General features: G+C 57.1%; 18 protein-coding genes and 2 tRNA genes. 19 read left to right on the top strand and 1 reads right to left on the bottom strand.

Annotated elements, in window-relative coordinates:
* Window positions 1-32: 32 nt before the first annotated feature.
* The 4 genes from carA to AFK24_RS26625 all read left to right on the top strand — a co-directional run bounded on the left by carA (window position 33) and on the right by AFK24_RS26625 (window position 5,404).
* Window positions 33-1,169, top strand: a complete 1,137-nt coding sequence (gene carA / locus AFK24_RS26640) for a glutamine-hydrolyzing carbamoyl-phosphate synthase small subunit (protein ID WP_065836090.1) — start codon at window positions 33-35, stop codon at window positions 1,167-1,169.
* A 119-nt stretch (window positions 1,170-1,288) separates the two neighbouring features.
* Complete coding sequence (gene carB / locus AFK24_RS26635; RefSeq protein WP_065836089.1) at window positions 1,289-4,510, top strand: carbamoyl-phosphate synthase large subunit; 3,222 nt, start codon at window positions 1,289-1,291, stop codon at window positions 4,508-4,510.
* A complete protein-coding gene (gene greA, locus AFK24_RS26630) occupies window positions 4,507-4,983 on the top strand; it encodes a transcription elongation factor GreA (RefSeq protein ID WP_020293188.1) in 477 nt (158 codons plus the stop codon). Before carB ends, greA begins: the two co-directional genes overlap by 4 nt.
* A gap of 28 nt (window positions 4,984-5,011) precedes the next feature.
* Complete coding sequence (locus AFK24_RS26625; protein WP_065836129.1) at window positions 5,012-5,404, top strand: MFS transporter; 393 nt, start codon at window positions 5,012-5,014, stop codon at window positions 5,402-5,404.
* 21 nt (window positions 5,405-5,425) lie between these two features.
* Here AFK24_RS26625 and AFK24_RS26620 read toward each other — a convergent pair whose 3' ends face one another.
* Complete coding sequence (locus tag AFK24_RS26620) at window positions 5,426-5,734, bottom strand: YhbY family RNA-binding protein (RefSeq protein WP_020293190.1); 309 nt, start codon at window positions 5,732-5,734, stop codon at window positions 5,426-5,428.
* Between the two features lie 104 nt (window positions 5,735-5,838).
* On the opposite strand from AFK24_RS26620, the gene rlmE reads away from it, so the two are divergent.
* The 15 genes from rlmE to pnp all read left to right on the top strand — a co-directional run bounded on the left by rlmE (window position 5,839) and on the right by pnp (window position 21,201).
* Window positions 5,839-6,489: a 23S rRNA (uridine(2552)-2'-O)-methyltransferase RlmE gene (gene rlmE, locus AFK24_RS26615; RefSeq protein WP_020293191.1), complete on the top strand. Its 651-nt coding sequence runs from the start codon at window positions 5,839-5,841 to the stop codon at window positions 6,487-6,489.
* Between the two features lie 192 nt (window positions 6,490-6,681).
* Entirely contained in the window at window positions 6,682-8,592 is a 1,911-nt protein-coding gene (ftsH, locus tag AFK24_RS26610) for an ATP-dependent zinc metalloprotease FtsH (protein ID WP_020293192.1), read from the top strand.
* A gap of 8 nt (window positions 8,593-8,600) precedes the next feature.
* Window positions 8,601-9,452 (top strand): dihydropteroate synthase, encoded by an 852-nt coding sequence (folP, locus tag AFK24_RS26605; protein WP_065836088.1) that lies wholly within the window; start codon window positions 8,601-8,603, stop codon window positions 9,450-9,452.
* Window positions 9,453-9,468: 16 nt separating this feature from the next.
* A complete protein-coding gene (glmM, locus tag AFK24_RS26600) occupies window positions 9,469-10,809 on the top strand; it encodes a phosphoglucosamine mutase (RefSeq protein WP_065836087.1) in 1,341 nt (446 codons plus the stop codon).
* A 66-nt stretch (window positions 10,810-10,875) separates the two neighbouring features.
* On the top strand, window positions 10,876-11,631 hold the full coding sequence (tpiA, locus tag AFK24_RS26595) for a triose-phosphate isomerase (protein ID WP_065836086.1): 756 nt from the start codon (window positions 10,876-10,878) through the stop codon (window positions 11,629-11,631).
* A 4-nt stretch (window positions 11,632-11,635) separates the two neighbouring features.
* Window positions 11,636-12,016 carry a preprotein translocase subunit SecG gene (gene secG / locus AFK24_RS26590; protein WP_065836085.1) on the top strand — a complete coding sequence of 127 codons (381 nt, stop codon included), beginning with the start codon at window positions 11,636-11,638 and terminating at the stop codon, window positions 12,014-12,016.
* 42 nt (window positions 12,017-12,058) lie between these two features.
* A tRNA-Leu gene (locus AFK24_RS26585) sits at window positions 12,059-12,144 on the top strand.
* A gap of 95 nt (window positions 12,145-12,239) precedes the next feature.
* Window positions 12,240-12,316 (top strand) — tRNA-Met (locus tag AFK24_RS26580).
* 130 nt (window positions 12,317-12,446) lie between these two features.
* Window positions 12,447-12,905, top strand: a complete 459-nt coding sequence (rimP, locus tag AFK24_RS26575; RefSeq protein ID WP_065836128.1) for a ribosome maturation factor RimP — start codon at window positions 12,447-12,449, stop codon at window positions 12,903-12,905.
* Between the two features lie 59 nt (window positions 12,906-12,964).
* Window positions 12,965-14,446 (top strand): transcription termination factor NusA, encoded by a 1,482-nt coding sequence (gene nusA, locus AFK24_RS26570; protein ID WP_065836084.1) that lies wholly within the window; start codon window positions 12,965-12,967, stop codon window positions 14,444-14,446.
* Between the two features lie 27 nt (window positions 14,447-14,473).
* Window positions 14,474-17,005 carry a translation initiation factor IF-2 gene (infB, locus tag AFK24_RS26565; protein WP_065836083.1) on the top strand — a complete coding sequence of 844 codons (2,532 nt, stop codon included), beginning with the start codon at window positions 14,474-14,476 and terminating at the stop codon, window positions 17,003-17,005.
* Window positions 17,006-17,165: 160 nt separating this feature from the next.
* Entirely contained in the window at window positions 17,166-17,579 is a 414-nt protein-coding gene (gene rbfA / locus AFK24_RS26560; RefSeq protein ID WP_020293200.1) for a 30S ribosome-binding factor RbfA, read from the top strand.
* A 3-nt stretch (window positions 17,580-17,582) separates the two neighbouring features.
* A complete protein-coding gene (gene truB, locus AFK24_RS26555; protein ID WP_065836082.1) occupies window positions 17,583-18,500 on the top strand; it encodes a tRNA pseudouridine(55) synthase TruB in 918 nt (305 codons plus the stop codon).
* Between the two features lie 151 nt (window positions 18,501-18,651).
* On the top strand, window positions 18,652-18,921 hold the full coding sequence (rpsO, locus tag AFK24_RS26550) for a 30S ribosomal protein S15 (RefSeq protein WP_002555121.1): 270 nt from the start codon (window positions 18,652-18,654) through the stop codon (window positions 18,919-18,921).
* A gap of 174 nt (window positions 18,922-19,095) precedes the next feature.
* Window positions 19,096-21,201 (top strand): polyribonucleotide nucleotidyltransferase, encoded by a 2,106-nt coding sequence (gene pnp / locus AFK24_RS26545; RefSeq protein ID WP_065836081.1) that lies wholly within the window; start codon window positions 19,096-19,098, stop codon window positions 21,199-21,201.
* Window positions 21,202-21,278: the final 77 nt, after the last annotated feature.

Here is a 21,278-nt window from a genome sequence, read left to right as displayed (position 1 = left end):
GCCCTTTCAGGCTTTACTTACGGGAGGTCTTCTTGACTAAGCCAGCCATACTCGCCCTTGCTGATGGCAGCATTTTTCGCGGCGAAGCCATTGGAGCCGACGGTCAAACCGTTGGTGAGGTGGTGTTTAACACTGCCATGACCGGCTATCAGGAAATCCTTACCGATCCTTCCTATGCCCAACAAATCGTCACGCTGACGTATCCACATATCGGCAACACTGGCACTACGCCGGAAGACGCCGAATCGGATCGCGTCTGGTCTGCAGGCCTGGTCATTCGTGACCTGCCACTGGTGGCCAGCAACTGGCGCAACAAGATGTCCCTTGGCGATTACCTGAAAGCCAACGGCGTCGTTGCCATTGCCGGTATCGATACTCGCCGCCTGACCCGCATCCTGCGTGAGAAAGGCGCACAAAACGGCTGCATCCTGGCCGGCGACAACATCTCCGACGAAGCGGCCATTGCAGCTGCACGCGGTTTCCCCGGCCTCAAGGGCATGGATCTGGCGAAAGTCGTCAGCGTCAAGGAAAGCTACGAGTGGCGCACCAGCGTCTGGTCGTTGCAGACCGACAGCAGCCCTGAAATCGCAGCCAGCGACTTGAAGTACCACGTCGTGGCCTACGATTACGGCGTCAAGCTTAACATCCTGCGCATGCTGGTCGAGCGCGGCTGCCGGGTCACTGTTGTACCCGCGCAAACTCCGGCCAGCGATGTGCTGGCGATGAATCCGGATGGCGTGTTCCTGTCCAACGGTCCTGGCGATCCTGAGCCGTGCGACTACGCGATTCAGGCGATCAAGGATGTGCTGGAAACCGACATTCCGGTGTTTGGCATCTGCCTGGGTCACCAATTGCTGGCACTGGCTTCTGGCGCGAAGACCATCAAGATGGCCTTGGGTCACCATGGTGCGAACCACCCGGTTCAGGATCTTGATACCGGCGTTGTCATGATCACCAGCCAGAACCACGGTTTTGCGGTGGACGAAGCGACCCTGCCGAGCAACGTTCGCGCGATTCACAAATCGCTGTTCGACGGCAGCCTGCAAGGCATCGAGCGTACCGACAAGGACGCCTTCAGCTTCCAGGGTCACCCTGAGGCGAGCCCGGGTCCGACCGACGTTGCGCCACTGTTTGATCGCTTCATCGAAGCGATGGCCAAGCGACGCTGACCGGTTGCCTTGAGAATGTAACGCGCAGGTGACTGGACTGGCCCCGAACGACACGTCGTCCGGTAAATGGCCGCCCAGCCATCGCAGAGAAGCAGACCTACGTATTCGAGTGACAACCCATGCCAAAACGTACAGACATTAAAAGCATCCTGATTCTTGGCGCCGGCCCCATCGTGATCGGCCAGGCCTGTGAATTCGACTACTCCGGCGCCCAGGCCTGCAAAGCCCTGCGCGAGGAGGGTTACCGCGTCATCCTGGTGAACTCCAACCCCGCGACGATCATGACCGACCCGTCGATGGCCGACGCAACGTACATCGAGCCGATCAAATGGCAGACCGTTGCCAAGATCATCGAAAAAGAGCGTCCGGACGCCTTGCTGCCAACCATGGGCGGCCAGACCGCACTGAACTGCGCGCTGGACCTGGAGCGCGAAGGCGTTCTGGAGAAGTACAACGTTGAGATGATCGGCGCCAATGCCGACACCATCGACAAGGCAGAAGACCGCTCGCGTTTCGACAAGGCCATGAAGTCCATCGGCCTGGACTGCCCGCGTTCAGGCATTGCCCACACCATGGAAGAATCCTACGCGGTTCTGGAAAAGCTCGGTTTCCCGTGCATTATCCGTCCGTCGTTCACCATGGGCGGCACCGGTGGCGGCATCGCTTACAACCGCGAAGAATTCGAAGAAATCTGCACCCGTGGTCTGGACCTGTCGCCGACCAAAGAGCTGCTGATCGACGAATCCCTGATCGGTTGGAAAGAATACGAGATGGAAGTGGTCCGCGACAAAAAGGACAACTGCATCATCGTCTGCTCCATCGAAAACTTCGATCCGATGGGCGTCCATACCGGCGACTCCATCACTGTTGCGCCAGCCCAGACGCTGACCGACAAGGAATACCAGATCATGCGTAACGCCTCGCTGGCGGTACTGCGTGAGATCGGCGTTGAAACCGGCGGCTCCAACGTCCAGTTCGGCATCTGCCCGGACACTGGCCGCATGGTCGTGATCGAGATGAACCCGCGTGTATCGCGCTCTTCGGCACTGGCTTCGAAAGCGACAGGTTTCCCTATCGCTCGCGTCGCAGCCAAACTGGCCATCGGTTACACCCTCGACGAACTGCAAAACGAAATCACCGGCGGCAAGACTCCGGCGTCCTTCGAGCCATCCATCGACTACGTGGTTACCAAGCTGCCGCGCTTCGCCTTCGAGAAATTCCCGAAAGCCGATGCGCGCCTGACTACCCAGATGAAGTCGGTTGGCGAAGTCATGGCCATTGGCCGGACCTTCCAGGAATCCTTGCAGAAAGCCCTGCGCGGCCTTGAAGTCGGCGTTAGCGGTCTGGATCCGAAACTGGACCTGACCAACCCGGAAAGCATGGGCGTGCTCAAGCGCGAGCTGACCGTGCCGGGCGCCGAGCGTATTTGGTACGTCGCGGATGCGTTCCGTGCCGGCATGACTGTCGAAGAAATCTTCGCCATGAACATGATCGATCCGTGGTTCCTGGTGCAGATCGAAGACCTGATCAAGGACGAAGAGAAGATCAAGACCCTGGGTCTGGCGACGATCGACCGCGACCTGATGTACCGCCTCAAGCGCAAGGGCTTCTCCGATGCGCGTCTGGCCAAACTGCTGGGCGTTACCGAGAAAAACCTGCGTCGCCATCGTCACAAGCTTGAGGTGTACCCGGTCTACAAGCGCGTTGATACCTGCGCTGCCGAGTTCTCGACCGATACGGCCTATATGTATTCGACCTACGAGGAAGAGTGCGAAGCCAACCCGACGACACGCGACAAGATCATGATCCTCGGCGGCGGTCCTAACCGCATCGGCCAAGGCATCGAATTCGATTATTGCTGTGTGCACGCGGCACTCGCCCTGCGCGAAGACGGGTACGAGACCATCATGGTCAACTGCAACCCGGAAACCGTGTCCACCGACTACGACACATCGGATCGCCTGTACTTCGAGCCAGTGACCCTGGAAGACGTGCTGGAAATCGTCCGCGTCGAGAAGCCAAAAGGCGTGATCGTGCAGTACGGCGGCCAAACCCCGCTGAAACTGGCACGTGCTCTTGAAGAGGCTGGCGTACCGATCATCGGCACCAGCCCTGACGCTATCGATCGTGCAGAAGATCGCGAGCGCTTCCAGCAGATGGTTGAACGCCTGAACCTGCGTCAGCCGCCGAACGCGACCGTGCGCAGCGAAGACGAAGCGATTCGTGCTGCAGGCAAGATTGGTTACCCGTTGGTGGTGCGTCCTTCCTACGTGTTGGGCGGCCGGGCGATGGAAATCGTCTACGAAGAAGATGAGCTCAAGCGCTACCTGCGTGATGCAGTAAAAGTGTCCAACGACAGCCCGGTGCTGCTTGACCACTTCCTGAATTGCGCCATCGAAATGGACGTCGACGCAGTTTGCGACGGTACGGACGTGGTGATCGGCGCAATCATGCAGCACATCGAGCAGGCCGGCGTTCACTCCGGTGACTCGGCATGCTCGCTGCCGCCGTACTCGTTGCCTGCGCATATCCAGGACGAGATGCGCGAGCAGGTCAAGAAGATGGCCCTGGAGCTGGGCGTTGTCGGCTTGATGAACGTGCAACTGGCATTGCAGGGTGAAGACATCTACGTCATCGAAGTGAACCCGCGTGCCTCGCGCACCGTGCCGTTCGTTTCCAAGTGCATCGGTGTTTCCCTGGCGATGATCGCAGCCCGCGTCATGGCCGGTAAGACCCTGAAAGAATTGAATTTCACCAAAGAAATCATTCCGAACTTCTACAGCGTGAAAGAAGCGGTGTTCCCGTTCGCCAAGTTCCCTGGCGTCGACCCGATCCTTGGCCCTGAGATGAAGTCCACGGGTGAAGTGATGGGTGTCGGCGACACCTTCGGCGAGGCTTTTGCCAAGGCCCAAATGGGCGCTAGCGAAGTCCTGCCGACCGGCGGCACTGCGTTCATCAGTGTGCGTGATGACGACAAGCCACTGGTTGCTGGTGTCGCTCGCGACCTGATCAACCTGGGCTTCGAAATCGTCGCGACAGCGGGCACCGCCAAGCTTATTGAAGCTGCGGGCCTGAAAGTTCGCCGCGTCAACAAGGTGACCGAAGGCCGTCCGCACGTGGTCGACATGATCAAGAATGACGAAGTCACGCTGATCATCAACACCACGGAAGGGCGCCAGTCGATCGCTGATTCCTACTCCATTCGCCGAAACGCCTTGCAGCACAAGATTTACTGCACCACTACCATTGCTGCAGGCGAGGCCATCTGCGAAGCGCTCAAGTTCGGTCCGGAAAAGACCGTGCGTCGCTTGCAGGATCTACATGCAGGGTTGAAGGCATGATCAAATATCCAATGACCGTCCAGGGTGCGAAAGCCCTGGAAGAAGAACACGCACATCTCACCAAGGTCGTTCGTCCCAAGCTCAGCTCGGACATCGGAACTGCACGTGAACTGGGCGACCTCAAGGAAAACGCCGAATACCATGCCGCTCGCGAACAGCAAGGCATGGTCGAAGCGCGTATCCGTGATATCGAAGGCCGCATGCAGAATGCGGTGGTCATCGACGTCACGACCATTGAGCGCACCGGCAAGGTGATTTTCGGCACGACTGTCGAAATCGCCAACGTCGAGACTGACGATCGTGTGACCTATCAGATCGTTGGCGAGGATGAGGCCGATATCAAAAAGGGCAAGATTTCAGTGGGTTCGCCCATTGCTCGTGCCCTGATCGCCAAGGAAGAAGGCGACGTCGTCGCCGTCAAAACGCCTGGCGGCGTTATCGAGTACGAGATTGTTGAAGTCAGGCACATTTGACCTGGCGCGCCCATTTGCACTGGGCGCGATCATCTGGCAGCTCGCCCAGACACTGTGGGTGGGCGGCTTGGTGTTGTTGCACCTGGCGTTGTTGACGGTGTTGGATCAGACCGGTCTGGCGCCGTTATTGATTCATGAGTTCGCCAATTTTTCCGGAGCAGTGCTGGTGGGTTTCGCGGCAGTCTGCGCGATGCTTCAGGTGGCGGTTCTGGTGAGTGCGGAAGGTGTTTCGAGTGTGTGGCTTGACCTGCGTGGCCAGCTTTTACTGATCGCACTGTTGGCGTCAACCAGCTATTTTGGATTGCGTTACTGGCTGCCCGATGCGCTGCATCTGCAGTTGATGAGTTATCTGGTGTTGGGCTTGTCTGGCTTACTGCTGGTTTTGCAGCCAGTGCCGGGAAGGAGCAACAGGGCGCGCTAGTGCGGCCCTGGCTTTGTTACATCAAACGGCGCGGTGGACGTTCGACAGCAGCTTGTTTACCTTTGGATTCTTGCGATAAATCAGTGCCATCTTGCCGATGACCTGTACGAGATCCGCTTTACCAGCCTTGCACAGTTCTGCAATGGCCTGAAGACGGCTTTCGCGTTCGAGGATGTTGAGTTTGATTTTAATCAGCTCGTGATCGCCCAATGCGCGTTCAAGCTCTGCTAACACACCTTCAGTCAAACCATTGTCGGCCACAGTCAATACCGGTTTCAGATGGTGGCCAATGGATTTGTACTGTTTCTTCTGCTCCTGAGTGAGCGGCATAATCTGACCCCTGCGTCTGATCTTGTAAAAAGCGGCGGCCAGTTTACCCGAGCGAGTCCGGGACCGCCCAGTTAATCACGACTCGTTTATTTTTGAGGTGCCCCGTGGCCCGTTCCAAGACAAGCCATAACTGGCTCAAAGAACACTTCGACGACAAATACGTCAAAATGGCGCAGAAGGACGGCTATCGTTCTCGCGCCAGCTACAAGCTCCTGGAGATCCAGGAAAAGGACAAGATCATCCGGCCTGGCATGACCGTGATCGACCTCGGCGCCGCGCCTGGCGGGTGGTCGCAAGTGACCAGTCGTCTGATTGGCGGTCAAGGTCGTCTGATCGCGTCCGACATTCTGGAAATGGACAGCATCCCCGATGTGACCTTTATTCAGGGCGACTTCACCGAGGACGCCGTGCTCGCGCAGATCCTGGAGGCTGTCGGTAAAACGCAGGTAGACCTTGTGATTTCCGATATGGCCCCCAATATGAGTGGATTGAGCGCTGTTGATATGCCTCGCGCCATGTTCCTGTGCGAATTGGCACTGGATCTCGCAGGGCGGGTTTTGCGGCCAGGTGGTGATTTTTTGATCAAGGTCTTCCAGGGTGAAGGCTTCGACAAGTACCACAAGGACATCCGCAAGCTGTTCGACAAGGTCCAGATGCGCAAGCCGGAGTCATCACGGGACCGCTCTCGCGAGCAGTATTTGTTGGGTCGGGGCTTTCGCGGCATTGAAGGCTCGGAAAGCATCGAGCGCAATTGAGACGGGCCGATAGTTTTTTTCAAATGGCCCTGCGGTTGAAGCATAAACGAACATGCTGTAGTCAAAGTTTCACAAAGGGTTACAGACGGCGCCTGCCACATCTGTAGGTTCTGTAGTAAGTTAGGCCGGTGAATATCATGCGAGGCACGCTCCTGCGTGGAGCTTGCTTCAGAGGGTAGCTAATTGAACGATATGGCAAAGAATTTGATCCTGTGGTTGATCATCGCGGCAGTCCTCGTGACGGTGATGAACAACTTCTCCAGCCCGAACGAGCCGCAGACCCTCAACTATTCCGAGTTCATCCAGCAGGTCAAGGATGGCAAGGTTGAGAAGGTTGCTGTTGATGGTTACGTCATCACAGGCAAGCGCAGCGACGGCGACACCTTCAAGACCATTCGTCCGGCCATTCAGGACAACGGTCTAATCGGTGATCTGGTCGATAACAACGTGGTTATCGAAGGTAAGCAGCCTGAGCAGCAGAGCATCTGGACTCAGCTTCTGGTTGCCAGCTTCCCGATCCTCGTGATCATCGCCGTGTTCATGTTCTTCATGCGCCAGATGCAAGGTGGTGCGGGAGGCAAGGGCGGGCCGATGAGTTTCGGCAAGAGCAAGGCGCGTCTGCTGTCTGAAGATCAGGTCAAGACGACCCTGGCTGATGTCGCAGGTTGCGACGAAGCCAAGGAAGAAGTCGGCGAACTGGTCGAGTTCCTCCGTGATCCGGGCAAATTCCAGCGTCTTGGCGGCCGCATTCCACGCGGCGTGTTGATGGTGGGCCCACCGGGTACCGGTAAAACCCTGCTTGCCAAGGCGATTGCCGGCGAAGCGAAAGTGCCGTTCTTCACTATTTCCGGTTCTGACTTTGTCGAGATGTTCGTGGGTGTTGGTGCAAGCCGCGTCCGTGACATGTTCGAACAAGCCAAGAAGCACGCGCCTTGCATCATCTTCATCGACGAAATCGATGCCGTGGGTCGCCATCGTGGCGCTGGCATGGGTGGTGGTCACGACGAGCGCGAACAGACTCTCAACCAGTTGCTGGTAGAGATGGACGGCTTCGAAATGAACGATGGCATTATCGTCATTGCCGCTACCAACCGTCCTGACGTACTCGATCCAGCCTTGCTGCGTCCGGGTCGTTTCGACCGTCAGGTCGTGGTTGGTCTGCCGGATATCCGTGGTCGCGAGCAGATCCTCAAAGTCCACATGCGCAAAGTGCCGATGGGTGAAGACGTTAATCCGGGCGTAATTGCTCGTGGTACGCCTGGCTTCTCCGGTGCCGACCTTGCCAACCTGGTCAACGAGGCTTCGTTGTTCGCCGCCCGTACCGGTAAACGCATTGTTGAAATGAAAGAGTTCGAACTGGCCAAAGACAAGATCATGATGGGCGCCGAGCGCAAATCCATGGTCATGTCCGAGAAAGAGAAGCAGAACACTGCTTATCACGAAGCTGGTCACGCTATTGTCGGTCGTGTAGTGCCTGAGCATGATCCGGTCTACAAAGTGTCGATCATTCCTCGTGGTCGTGCGCTGGGTGTAACCATGTTCCTCCCCGAGGAAGACCGTTACAGCCTGTCCAAGCGTGCCTTGATCAGCCAGATCTGCTCGCTGTATGGCGGCCGTATCGCTGAAGAGATGACGCTGGGCTTCGACGGTGTAACCACCGGTGCTTCCAACGACATCATGCGTGCAAGCCAGATTGCCCGGAACATGGTGACCAAATGGGGCCTTTCGGAAAAACTCGGTCCGTTGTTGTACGGCGAAGATGAGAACGAAGGCTATCTGGGTCGCGGTGGTGGTGGTCCAAGCAGTGGTTTGTCGGCTGAAACTGCTCGTTTGATCGACTCCGAAGTGCGCAGCATCATTGACCAGTGCTATGGCACGGCCAAGCAGATCCTTACGGATAATCGCGACAAGCTGGATGCGATGGCAGATGCGCTGATGAAGTACGAAACGATCGATGCCGAGCAAATCGACGACATCATGGCTGGCCGTGCTCCGCGCGAGCCACGCGATTGGGAAGGTGGTTCGGGTACGCCAAGTGCGCCGGTAACTCCTCCGGACATCCGTCCAGAAACCCCAATCGGCGGTCCAGCTGCTGAACACTAAGGTCTGACATGACTTCTGTGCTGTACCCGACCCGGTTGCCTTGTGGCAACCGGGTTCTTGATTTATCCCATACGCACGTGATGGGAATCCTGAACGCTACCCCTGATTCGTTTTCGGATGGCGGTCGCTACAATCGTCTGGACGCCGCATTGCGTCATGCCGAGGCGATGGTTGCTGCTGGCGCAACGCTTATCGACGTGGGTGGCGAGTCTACGAGACCCGGCGCACGCTCCGTATCTCCCCTTGAAGAGCTTGAGCGGGTCGCTCCGGTCGTCGAGGCGTTGCATCGCGAGCTGGATGTCATTATTTCCGTAGATACATCCACGCCTGCGGTAATTCGCGAGACGGCGCGTCTCGGCGCCGGACTTATCAATGATGTGCGTTCGCTGCGTCGCGAGGGGGCACTTGATGCTGCCGCTGCGACCGGCCTTCCCGTATGCCTGATGCATATGCGCGGTGAGCCTGGCGACATGCAGGACAATCCGCACTATGAGGATCTGGTGGGTGAAGTCAGCGCGTTCTTGCTGGAGCGTATGGCGCAGTGCGCAGCTGTCGGCATACCGAACGAGCGCATCATTCTTGATCCGGGGTTTGGCTTCGCGAAAAGCCTCGACCACAACCTGAGTCTCTTCAAACATATGCAAGAGCTGCATGCCTTGGGACGTCCGCTGTTGGTTGGTGTCTCACGCAAGAGCATGATCGGCGGTGCGTTGGCTCGGCCTGTGGGCGAGCGTCTTTTCGGAGGTCTGGCGCTGGCAGCGTTGGCCATGACCAAGGGCGCAAGAATTTTACGTGTGCATGATGTCGCCGAGACGGTTGATGTGGTGCGCATGATCGCCGCTGTAGAAGCGGCCGAATAAGAATGATGGAGCAGCGATGACTACCAAAAAATACTTTGGAACAGACGGCATTCGTGGCCGAGTGGGGCAGTTTCCGATTACTCCCGATTTCATGCTGAGACTGGGTTGGGCTGCGGGTATGGCGTTTCGCCGCCTTGGCGCCTGTCGAATCCTGGTCGGCAAAGACACAAGAATTTCCGGTTACATGTTTGAATCGGCTCTGGAAGCAGGCCTGTCGGCTGCAGGTGCAGACGTCATGCTGCTTGGGCCAATGCCGACGCCGGCGATTGCCTATCTGACGCGTACCTTTCACGCTGAAGCAGGTATCGTGATCAGCGCCTCGCACAATCCGCATTACGACAACGGCATCAAGTTTTTCTCGGGGCAGGGCACCAAGCTGCCTGACGAGATCGAGATGATGATCGAAGAGCTGCTGGATACACCCATGACCGTCGTCGAGTCGGAAAAGCTCGGCAAGGTCTCGCGTATCAATGACGCTGCAGGTCGCTACATTGAATTTTGCAAAAGCAGCGTGCCCTCAAGTACTGACTTTGCCGGGCTCAAGCTAGTCATCGATTGTGCTCATGGCGCGACCTACAAGGTTGCGCCCAACGTGTTTCGCGAGCTGGGCGCTCAGGTGACCGTTCTGTCGGCTCAGCCTGACGGGCTGAATATCAACAAGGATTGCGGTTCTACCCATATGGGCGCGCTTCAGGCTGCGGTCCTTGCTGAGCATGCTGATCTGGGCATCGGTTTTGACGGCGACGGCGACCGTGTCCTGATGGTCGACCACACCGGTGCCATCGTCGATGGCGATGACCTGCTGTTCATCATTGCCCGTGATCTTCACGAGCGAGGTCGCCTTCAGGGCGGCGTGGTCGGCACGCTGATGAGTAATCTTGGGCTTGAGTTGGCCTTGGGCGAGCTGAATATTCCGTTCGTGCGGGCGAATGTAGGCGATCGTTATGTCATCGCTGAGCTGCAAGAGCGTAACTGGCAAGTGGGTGGTGAAAACTCAGGCCATATCGTCTGCTTCCAGCACACGACGACCGGTGATGCGATTATTGCTGCGTTGCAAGTGCTTCTGGCTCTGCGTCGCAGCAATCAAAGTCTGGGAGAGGCTCGCCAGGCGTTGCGTAAATGCCCGCAAGTGCTGGTCAATGTAAGATTTGAAGGCGGTGTGAACCCGGTAGAGCATCCTGCGGTCAAGGAGGCTTGCCAGCGTGTAACTGACGCAATGGCCGGTCGTGGTCGCGTGCTTTTGCGCAAGTCGGGCACTGAGCCACTGGTTCGCGTGATGGTTGAAGGTGAGGATGAGGCTCAGGTTCGTGCCTATGCTGACGAGCTTGCAAAGCTGGTTGCAGAAGTTTGCGCCTGATTTCGGCTTGCCAGTGTTGAAACTGTTGGGTAACATCTGCGCCCACTTTGACCGACGAGGTACAGCATGCGTCGCCCTATGGTAGCTGGTAACTGGAAGATGCACGGTACCCGCGCCAGCGTCGCTGAGCTGATTGAGGGCCTTGCTGCACAGGCTCTCCCTGGCGGTGTTGATGTCGCGGTATTTCCGTCGAGTCTGCACATCAATCTGGTGATTGATGGTTTGCAAGGCAAGTCGATTCCTGTTGGTGCGCAGAATTGCGCCCACGAAGCAGGGCAGGGTGCGTTGACCGGTGAAGTATCGCCGAGTCAGCTGGCTGATGCAGGTTGCAGTCTGGTGCTTGTGGGTCATTCGGAGCGTCGCCAGATTATGGGCGAAGGCAATGAGGTTCTGATTCGCAAGTTCGCTGCCGCTCAGGCAAGTGGTCTTACGCCCGTGCTGTGCATTGGCGAAACCCGCGAAGAGCGCGAAGCTGGCGAAACGCTTGCAGTTGTCGGGCAGCAGCTTGGCAGTGTCATTGAAGCGCTGGGTATTGACGCTCTGGTCAATGCGGTAATTGCTTACGAGCCGGTCTGGGCCATTGGCACCGGGCTGACTGCTTCGCCTCAACAGGCGCAGGATGTGCACGCCGCTATTCGTGCACAACTGGCGAAAGAGAATGCTGAGGTCGCACAAGGCGTGCGACTTCTTTATGGCGGCAGCGTGAAGGCGGCCAATGCGGTCGAACTGTTCAGCATGCCGGATATCGATGGGGGGCTCATTGGTGGAGCGTCCCTGAATGCAGATGAGTTCGGTGCGATCTGTCGCGCCGCGGGAAACTGAAAAAATGCTGGAAACAGTCGTAGTCGTTTTTCATCTGTTGGGCGCTCTGGGTGTTGTCGCCCTGGTATTGCTGCAGCAGGGTAAAGGTGCGGACGCAGGCGCGTCATTCGGAGCAGGTGCATCAAATACTGTATTCGGAAGCCAAGGTTCCTCTACCTTTCTTAGTAAGTTTACTGCTATACTCGCCGCAGCTTTTTTCATAACCAGCTTGGGGTTAGGTTACTTTGCTAAAGAGAAAGCTCAACAGCTGACTCAAGTAGGTTTGCCAGATCCAGCAGTAATGGAAGTGAAGCAAAAGCCGGCAGCAGATGATGTTCCGGTTCTCGAAGGGCAAAAGCCAGCGGTAGTACCAGCTGACATACCTCAAGCCCCAGAGAAGAAGTAAAGTTTCAACAGGCAGTGATTTCGAGGCTGTCAACGTTGTATTGCCGAGGTGGTGGAATTGGTAGACACGCAACCTTGAGGTGGTTGTGCCCAATGGGTGTAGGGGTTCGAGTCCCCTTCTCGGTACCAATTATCAGGGCAGCCCGCATTAGCGGGCTTTCTTGTAGGTGGATGTTCGATTGACCCTGTAAGGGATCAGCCGTATACTTCCGCCCCAGCTTTGTCGCGGGGTGGAGCAGTCTGGTAGCTCGTCGGGCTCATAACCCGAAGGTCGTTGGTTCAAATCCAGCCCCCGCAACCAGTTTTAGCGGAGCCCCTTTTTAGGGGCTTTTTGTTAGCTGGACAGTTTATGACGCCGCTTTCGACGGCGTTTTCATGGATGGGCTCTTCGCCCATTTTTTTATTTTTAAAGCATGCACGAGGGGGTTCAGGTGTCGAGCAAGCTAGAACAGTTGCAGGCCTTGCTGGCCCCGGTGGTCGTGGCCCTAGGCTATGAATGCTGGGGCATTGAGTTTTCGGCTCAAGGTCGCCACTCAATGTTGCGTATTTATATCGATAAAGAGGGCGGTGTGCTGGTGGACGATTGCGCCATCGTGAGCCGTCAGGTCAGCGGCGTTCTGGATGTTGAAGATCCGATTGCTGCTGAATACACCCTTGAAGTTTCCTCGCCTGGCATGGAACGCCCACTGTTCACTCTTGAGCAGTTTGCAAAATTTGCCGGTGAACAAGTGAAGATCAAGCTGCGCTCGCCTTTCGATGGTCGACGCAACTTTCAGGGCCTTCTCCGCGGGGTGGAGGAACAGGATGTCGTGGTGCATGTAGAAGACCACGAGTATCTGTTGCCGATCGATCTGATCGACAAGGCCAACATTATTCCCACGTTTGACTGAGACGTGCCAGATACTGCGGATCCCGCGGATCCAATGGCTTGCGAAAGGCGAGGCGTACGATGAGCAAAGAAGTACTGCTGGTTGTTGAGTCGGTGTCCAATGAAAAGGGCGTTCCGGCAGGAGTGATTTTCGAAGCACTGGAGCTGGCGCTTGCCACTGCTACCAAGAAGCGCTTTGAAGATGAAGTTGAACTGCGTGTAGAAATCAATCGTCAGACGGGTAACTACGAGACTTTCCGTCGCTGGACAGTGGTCGAAGACGAAGATCTTGACGACCCGGCCTACGAATTGGCTGTCGACCAGGCGCAAGCCAAAAAACCTGGTGCCGTCGCGGGCGATCTGATTGAAGAGAAGATCGATTCCATCGAATTCGGTCGCATCGCAGCCCAGACCGCCAAGCAAGTCATTGTGCAGAAGGTCCGTGAGGCTGAGCGTGCTCAGGTCGTCGACGCTTATCGTGAGCGTTTGGGCGAAATCATTTCCGGTACTGTTAAAAAAGTGACGCGTGACAATGTCATCGTTGATCTTGGCAACAATGCTGAAGCCTTGTTGGCACGTGAAGACATCATTTCGCGGGAAACTTTCCGGGTAGGTGTTCGTGTTCGGGCATTGCTCAAAGAAATCCGTACCGAAAACCGTGGCCCTCAGTTGATCCTGTCGCGTACTGCGCCAGAGATGCTGATCGAGCTTTTCCGGATTGAAGTTCCGGAAATCGCCGAAGGTCTCATAGAGGTGATGGCTGCCTCTCGTGACCCGGGTTCGCGTGCAAAAATCGCTGTTCGCTCCAAGGACAAACGAATCGATCCGCAAGGCGCCTGCATCGGCATGCGTGGTTCGCGCGTTCAGGCTGTTTCTGGCGAGTTGGGCGGCGAGCGAGTGGATATTGTCCTTTGGGACGATAACCCGGCGCAGTTCGTCATCAACGCGATGTCCCCGGCTGAAGTCGCGGCAATCATCGTTGATGAAGATGCCCATGCAATGGACATCGCCGTTGGCGCGGACAACCTGGCGCAGGCCATTGGTCGCGGTGGTCAAAACGTTCGTCTGGCAAGTCAGTTGACTGGCTGGACCCTGAACGTGATGACCGAATCGGACATCCAGGCTAAGCAGCAAGCAGAGACCGGCGACATTCTGCGCAACTTCATCGAAGAGCTGGAAGTCGACGAAGATCTCGCGCAGGTACTGGTTGATGAAGGCTTCACCAGCCTGGAAGAGATTGCCTATGTACCGGTGGAGGAGATGCTCAACATCGACGGCTTTGACGAAGATACCGTCAACGAGCTTCGCGCTCGGGCCAAGGATCGTTTGTTGACCAAAGCCATCGCTACTGAGGAAAAGCTGGCAGACGCCCATCCGGCCGAAGACCTGCTCTCGCTTGAGGGTATGGACAAGGATTTGGCGATGGAACTGGCGGTGCGCGGCGTTGTTACCCGCGAAGACCTGGCCGAGCAGTCTATTGACGACCTGCTCGACATCGACGGCATTGACGATATTCGTGCCGGCAAGTTGATCATGGCCGCCCGAGCCCATTGGTTCGAGTAAGTAGGCGCGGCCTGAGGAGAGAAGTGCATGACGCAAGTCACGGTGAAAGAACTGGCCAAAGTGGTCGACACACCGGTAGAGCGCCTGTTACAGCAGATGCGTGAGGCAGGTCTGCCGCACACCGCCGCCGAGCAAGTTGTGACCGATAACGAGAAGCAAGCCCTGTTGACGCATTTGAAAAGCGGTCACAAGGCTAAAGTGGAAGAGCCGCGCAAGATCACTTTGCAGCGCAAAACCACGAGCACCCTGCGCGTTGCTGGTAGCAAGAGCATCAGCGTTGAAGTTCGCAAGAAGAAAGTATTCGTTCAACGCAGCCCGGAAGAAATCGAAGCCGAGCGTAAACGCGAAATGGACGAACGCCGCGCAGTAGAAAATGCTGCTCGTCAAAAGGCTGAAGAAGAAGCCAAGCGCCGCGCCGAAGAAGACGCACGCAACCAGCCTGCCGGGGCTACTGCAGCCACCGACGCTGTTGCAGCGCCAGCGGCTCCCGCTCCAGTTTCCGAGCCAGCGCGTCAAGCGCCGGTTGTTTCTGCGGCCCCTGCTCCGGCCCCAGCTGTTGATGCGCGCAAGCGTGACGAACAGCGTCGTCCGGACAAACCACGCAGCGATGACAGAAATGCTCGTGGCGGCGACGGCGATCGCAAGAACGCTCCGCATCGCGCCTCTGTTAAAGAGAAAGCGCCAGCGCCACGTGTTGCGCCACGTACTACCGACGAAGAAAGCGACAGCTTCCGTCGCGGTGGTCGCGGCAAGGCCAAGCTGAAGAAACGCAACGCCCACGGTTTCCAGAGCCCAACCGGCCCTGTCGTGCGTGAAGTGAAGATCGGCGAGACCATCACTGTTGGCGATCTTGCCCAGCAGATGTCGGTCAAGGCTGCTGAAATCATCAAGTTCATGTTCAAGCTGGGTACTCCAGCCACCATCAACCAGGTACTGGATCAGGAAACTGCTCAACTGGTTGCTGAAGAGCTGGGCCACAAAGTGACCCTGGTCAGCGACAACGCCCTGGAAGATTCCCTGGCCGAGTCCCTGAAGTTCGAAGGCGAATCGTTCTCCCGTGCTCCGGTTGTGACCGTAATGGGCCACGTCGACCATGGTAAGACTTCCCTGCTCGACTATATCCGTCGTGCCAAGGTAGCTGCAGGCGAAGCCGGCGGCATCACCCAGCACATCGGTGCCTACCACGTTGAAACCGAACGCGGCATGGTCACCTTCCTCGACACCCCGGGTCACGCTGCGTTTACCGCAATGCGTGCTCGTGGTGCCAAGGCAACGGATATCGTGATCCTGGTGGTTGCAGCGGACGACGGCGTGATGCCGCAGACCATTGAAGCTGTTCAGCATGCCAAGGCTGCTGGCGTTCCATTGGTAGTTGCAGTGAACAAGATCGACAAGCCGGGCGCTGATCTCGATCGCATCCGTAGCGAGTTGTCGGTTCACGGCGTGACTTCCGAAGAGTGGGGCGGTGATACGCCGTTCGTTTCGGTTTCCGCGAAAGTGGGTACCGGTGTAGACGACCTGCTGGAAGCTGTTCTGCTGCAAGCCGAAGTCCTGGAACTCAAGGCAACGCCTTCGGCTCCTGGCCGTGGTGTTGTGGTCGAGTCCCGTCTGGACAAGGGCCGTGGTCCTGTCGCGACTGTTCTGGTTCAGGACGGTACGCTGCGTCAAGGCGACATGGTTCTGGTAGGTTCGAACTTCGGCCGTATCCGTGCGATGCTCGACGAGAATGGCAAGTCAATCAAGGAAGCAGGTCCATCGATTCCGGTCGAAATCCTGGGTCTTGATGGCACGCCGGACGCTGGCGACGAGATGAGCGTAATGACTGACGAGAAGAAAGCGCGAGAAGTCGCGATGTTCCGTCAGGGCAAGTTCCGCGAAGTCAAACTGGCCCGTGCTCACGCCGGCAAGCTTGAAAACATCTTCGAGAACATGGGTCAGGAAGAGAAGAAGACGCTTAATATCGTCCTCAAATCCGATGTCCGTGGCTCGCTGGAAGCATTGCAGGGCGCCTTGGGCGGCTTGGGTAACGATGAAGTGCAAGTGCGCGTAGTCGGTGGCGGTGTCGGTGGTATCACCGAGAGCGACGCCAACCTGGCACTGGCCTCCAACGCTGTTCTGTTCGGCTTCAACGTGCGTGCCGATGCTGGTGCGCGCAAGATCGTCGAGCAGGAAGGTCTGGACATGCGTTACTACAACGTGATCTACGACATCATCGAAGACGTCAAGAAAGCCCTCACCGGTATGCTTGGCAGCGACGTTCGGGAAAATATCCTGGGTATCGCCGAAGTGCGTGACGTGTTCCGTTCTCCGAAATTCGGCGCAATTGCCGGTTGTATGGTTCTTGAAGGTGTTGTTCACCGTAACCGTCCAATCCGTGTTCTGCGTGAAGACATCGTTATCTTTGAAGGCGAGCTGGAATCCCTGCGCCGCTTCAAGGACGACGCTGCCGAAGTTCGTGCCGGCATGGAATGCGGTATTGGCGTCAAGAGCTACAACGACGTCAAGGTCGGTGACAAGATCGAAGTCTTCGAGAAGGTCCAAGTGGCTCGCAGCCTCTAAGTCGCGAGCTATCGGAGCCATGACAGGTCGCCGCATGCAAATGCCCCGCGCCCTGTCATGGGCTCTAAACGCAACGCCCGGTCCGACATCCGTCAGGCCGGGCGTTTGCCGCTTTCAGACCGCAAGGGTTTCGGCCCCGGTCAGTATCAGGTAGCAAAACATGGCAAAAGAATATAGCCGTACCCAACGCATTGGCGATCAGATGCAGCGCGAGCTGGCCCAACTGATCCGCCGCGAAATCAAAGACCCGCGCGTAGGTCTGGTCACCATTACGGCTGTTGATGTCAGCCGTGATGTGGGTCACGCGAAGATTTTCATGACCGTGATGGGTCAGGACAGCGCTGAAGAAATCGCCCAGACCATCAAGGTGCTCAATTCCGCCGCGGGTTTCCTGCGCATGCAATTGGCCCGCGAAATGAAGCTGCGTAGCGTTCCTCAGTTGCATTTCCACTACGACGAAAGCGTCGTGCGTGGCGCGCACCTCTCGGCTTTGATCGAGCGCGCAGTGGCTGAAGACGGTCAGCATCCGGAAAGCGCGGCGCAGAACGCGAAGCCAGAAAGCACCGAGGAATAAAGAGTGGCTCAGGTCAAGCGTATACGCCGGAACGTCAGCGGGATCATCCTGCTCGACAAACCACTGGGCTTCACGTCCAACGCGGCCCTGCAGAAAGTGCGCTGGTTGCTCAACGCCGAAAAGGCCGGGCACACCGGCAGTCTCGATCCCTTGGCCACGGGTGTACTGCCTTTGTGCTTTGGCGAGGCTACCAAGTTCTCGCAATACCTGCTCGATTCGGACAAATCCTACGAGACGGTGATGCAACTGGGTAAGACAACGACGACGGCCGACGCCGAAGGCGAAGTTTTACAGACGCGTCCGGTGACCGTTGGTCGTGCGGATATCGAAGCGGTTTTACCCGCTTTTCGTGGGCAAATCAGTCAGATACCGCCGATGTACTCAGCGCTCAAGCGTGATGGCCAGCCCCTTTACAAACTGGCTCGGGCCGGGGAAGTAGTGGAGCGCGAGGCGCGTTCTGTTACTATTGCGCGCCTGGAATTGCTGGAAAGCGAAGGCGAGACTGCACGCTTGTCGGTGGACTGCACCAAAGGCACCTATATCCGCACACTGGTTGAAGATATTGGTGAAGCACTCGGGTGTGGCGCCTATGTCGCGCAGCTGCGTCGTACACAAGCCGGACCTTTCAGCCTGGCCCAGACGGTTACGCTGGAAGAGTTGGAGCAAGTGCATGCCGACGGCGGTAATGAAGCGGTTGATCGCTTCCTGATGCCATCGGACAGCGGTCTGCAACACTGGCCGCTGCTGCAATTTTCGGAACACAGTTCGTTTTACTGGTTGCATGGTCAACCGGTGAGAGCACCGGACGCGCCGCAGTTCGGCATGGTTCGGGTACAAGATCACGAAGGTCGCTTCATCGGTATCGGTGAAGTGAGCGAAGACGGGCGGATCGCGCCGCGTCGATTGATTCGGTCAGAATGACCGGACCCGGTGAAGCGGGGTTTCCTGCTTCAACGGTATGAGGATGGCTGTTAACAGGCATGGTCAGTCCTCACTTTTTAATACGAGAGTTTGCTCTCGGCCTGTTGAAACCGCACCTCTGGTACGGTTTCCTGATAAAAGGATTGCCCACATGGCACTCAGCGTTGAAGAAAAAGCTCAGATCGTAACCGACTACCAGCAAGCTGTTGGTGATACTGGTTCGCCAGAAGTGCAAGTTGCACTGCTGACCGCCAACATCAACAAACTGCAAGGCCACTTCAAGGCCAACGGTAAGGACCACCACTCGCGTCGTGGTCTGATCCGTATGGTAAACCAGCGTCGCAAGCTGCTGGATTACCTGAAAGGTAAGGACGTTAGCCGTTACAGCGCCCTGATCGGTCGTCTGGGTCTGCGTCGCTAATAACGACTCGGATAGAGGTTGGTTGTCTGTCGTGGGCTCGCCGGTTGTTTCGGTGAGTCGGGCAGGCTCCCAGCCTCTAGTTGTATCTGGACTGTCGTGGGGCCGATTCCCCGCACCGCCCAAGAATTCGCAAGAAACCAGTTCCCCAAGAGCCAACAAAGAAGGTAGGAAACCGTGAACCCGGTAATCAAGACATTTCAGTTCGGTCAATCGACCGTAACCCTCGAGACAGGCCGTATCGCCCGTCAAGCTTCCGGCGCAGTATTGGTCACCGTTGACGACGACGTCAGCGTATTAGTGACTGTGGTCGGCGCCAAGACAGCTGACCCAAGCAAAGGCTTCTTCCCACTTTCCGTGCACTATCAGGAAAAAACCTACGCTGCCGGCAAGATCCCTGGTGGTTTCTTCAAGCGCGAAGGCCGTCCTTCCGAGAAAGAAACCCTCACTTCGCGTTTGATCGACCGTCCGATCCGCCCGTTGTTTCCAGAAGGCTTCATGAACGAAGTGCAGGTTGTCTGCACCGTTCTGTCCACCAGCAAGAAGACTGATCCAGACGTCGCTGCCATGATCGGCACCTCGGCGGCACTGGCTATCTCCGGTATCCCGTTCGACGGCCCTATCGGTGCCGCGCGCGTTGCTTTCCACGAAAGCTCCGGCTACCTGCTGAACCCGACTTACGAGCAACTCAAGGCTTCGAGCCTGGACATGGTCGTTGCCGGTACGTCCGAAGCTGTTCTGATGGTTGAATCTGAAGCCAAAGAGCTGACCGAAGACCAGATGCTGGGCGCCGTACTGTTTGCTCACGACGAGTTCCAGGTTGTGATCAACGCTGTCAAAGAGCTCGCCGCTGAAGCCGCCAAGCCGACTTGGGACTGGCAGCCGAAGCCTGAAGCCACCGCTCTGCTGGGCGCTATCCGTAGCGAATTCGGCGAAGCGATTTCCCAGGCTTACACCATCACCATCAAGCACGAGCGTTATGCCCGTCTGGGTGAGCTGAAAGACCAGATCGTTGCCAAGCTGTCCGGCGAAGAAGGCCAGCCGACTTCCAGCGAAGTCAAAGCTGCTTTCGGCGAAATCGAATACCGCACCGTGCGCGAGAACATCGTTAACGGCAAGCCACGTATCGACGGTCGCGACACCCGCACTGTACGTCCGCTGAACATCGAAGTCGGCGTTCTGCCGAAGACCCACGGTTCGGCCTTGTTCACTCGTGGTGAAACCCAGGCGCTGGTTGTAGCAACATTGGGTACTGCCCGTGATGCACAGCTGCTCGATACCCTGGAAGGCGAGAAAAAAGACCCGTTCATGCTGCACTACAACTTCCCTCCGTTCTCGGTGGGCGAGTGTGGTCGCATGGGCGGCGCGGGTCGTCGTGAAATCGGTCACGGCCGTCTGGCTCGTCGTTCGGTTCAGGCGATGCTGCCTGCTGCCGACGTGTTCCCGTACACCATTCGTGTTGTATCGGAAATCACCGAGTCCAACGGTTCCAGCTCCATGGCTTCGGTCTGCGGTGCTTCCCTGGCACTGATGGACGCTGGTGTGCCGATGAAGGCGCCAGTTGCCGGTATCGCCATGGGTCTGGTTAAAGAAGGCGAGAAGTTCGCCATCCTGACCGACATCCTGGGTGACGAAGATCACCTGGGCGACATGGACTTCAAGGTAGCCGGTACCGCCAAAGGTGTTACCGCGCTGCAGATGGACATCAAGATCAAAGGCATCACCGAAGAAATCATGGAAATCGCTCTGGGCCAAGCCCTGGAAGCGCGCCTGAATATCCTCGGCCAGATGAACCAGATCATTGGTCAGTCGCGTACCGAGCTGTCGGAAAATGCTCCGACCATGATCGCGATGAAAATCGACACCGACAAAATCCGTGACGTTATCGGTAAAGGCGGCGCGACCATCCGTGCGATCTGTGAAGAGACCAAGGCTTCGATCGATATCGAAGACGACGGCTCGATCAAGATCTTCGGCGAAACCAAGGAAGCCGCTGAGGCGGCACGTCAGCGCGTTCTGGGTATCACCGCAGAAGCGGAAATCGGCAAGATCTACGTCGGCAAGGTTGAGCGCATCGTCGATTTCGGCGCATTCGTCAACATCCTGCCTGGCAAAGACGGCCTGGTGCACATCTCCATGCTGAGCGACGCTCGCGTAGAGAAAGTGACCGACGTGTTGCAGGAAGGTCAGGAAGTCGAAGTACTGGTACTGGACGTGGACAACCGCGGCCGTATCAAGCTGTCGATCAAAGACGTTGCAGCAGCAAAGGCATCGGGCGTCTGATCTACTGATTAGCTGAACGATGAAAAAGGGACCCTTCGGGGTCCTTTTTTTATGAGCGCAATTAAAGACTTAGAAGA

The organism is Pseudomonas syringae (genome assembly GCF_001698815.1).
GTDB lineage: Bacteria > Pseudomonadota > Gammaproteobacteria > Pseudomonadales > Pseudomonadaceae > Aquipseudomonas > Aquipseudomonas syringae_A.
The sequence above is the reverse complement of the archived record's forward strand: the minus strand, read 5'-3'. Positions and strand labels throughout refer to the sequence as shown.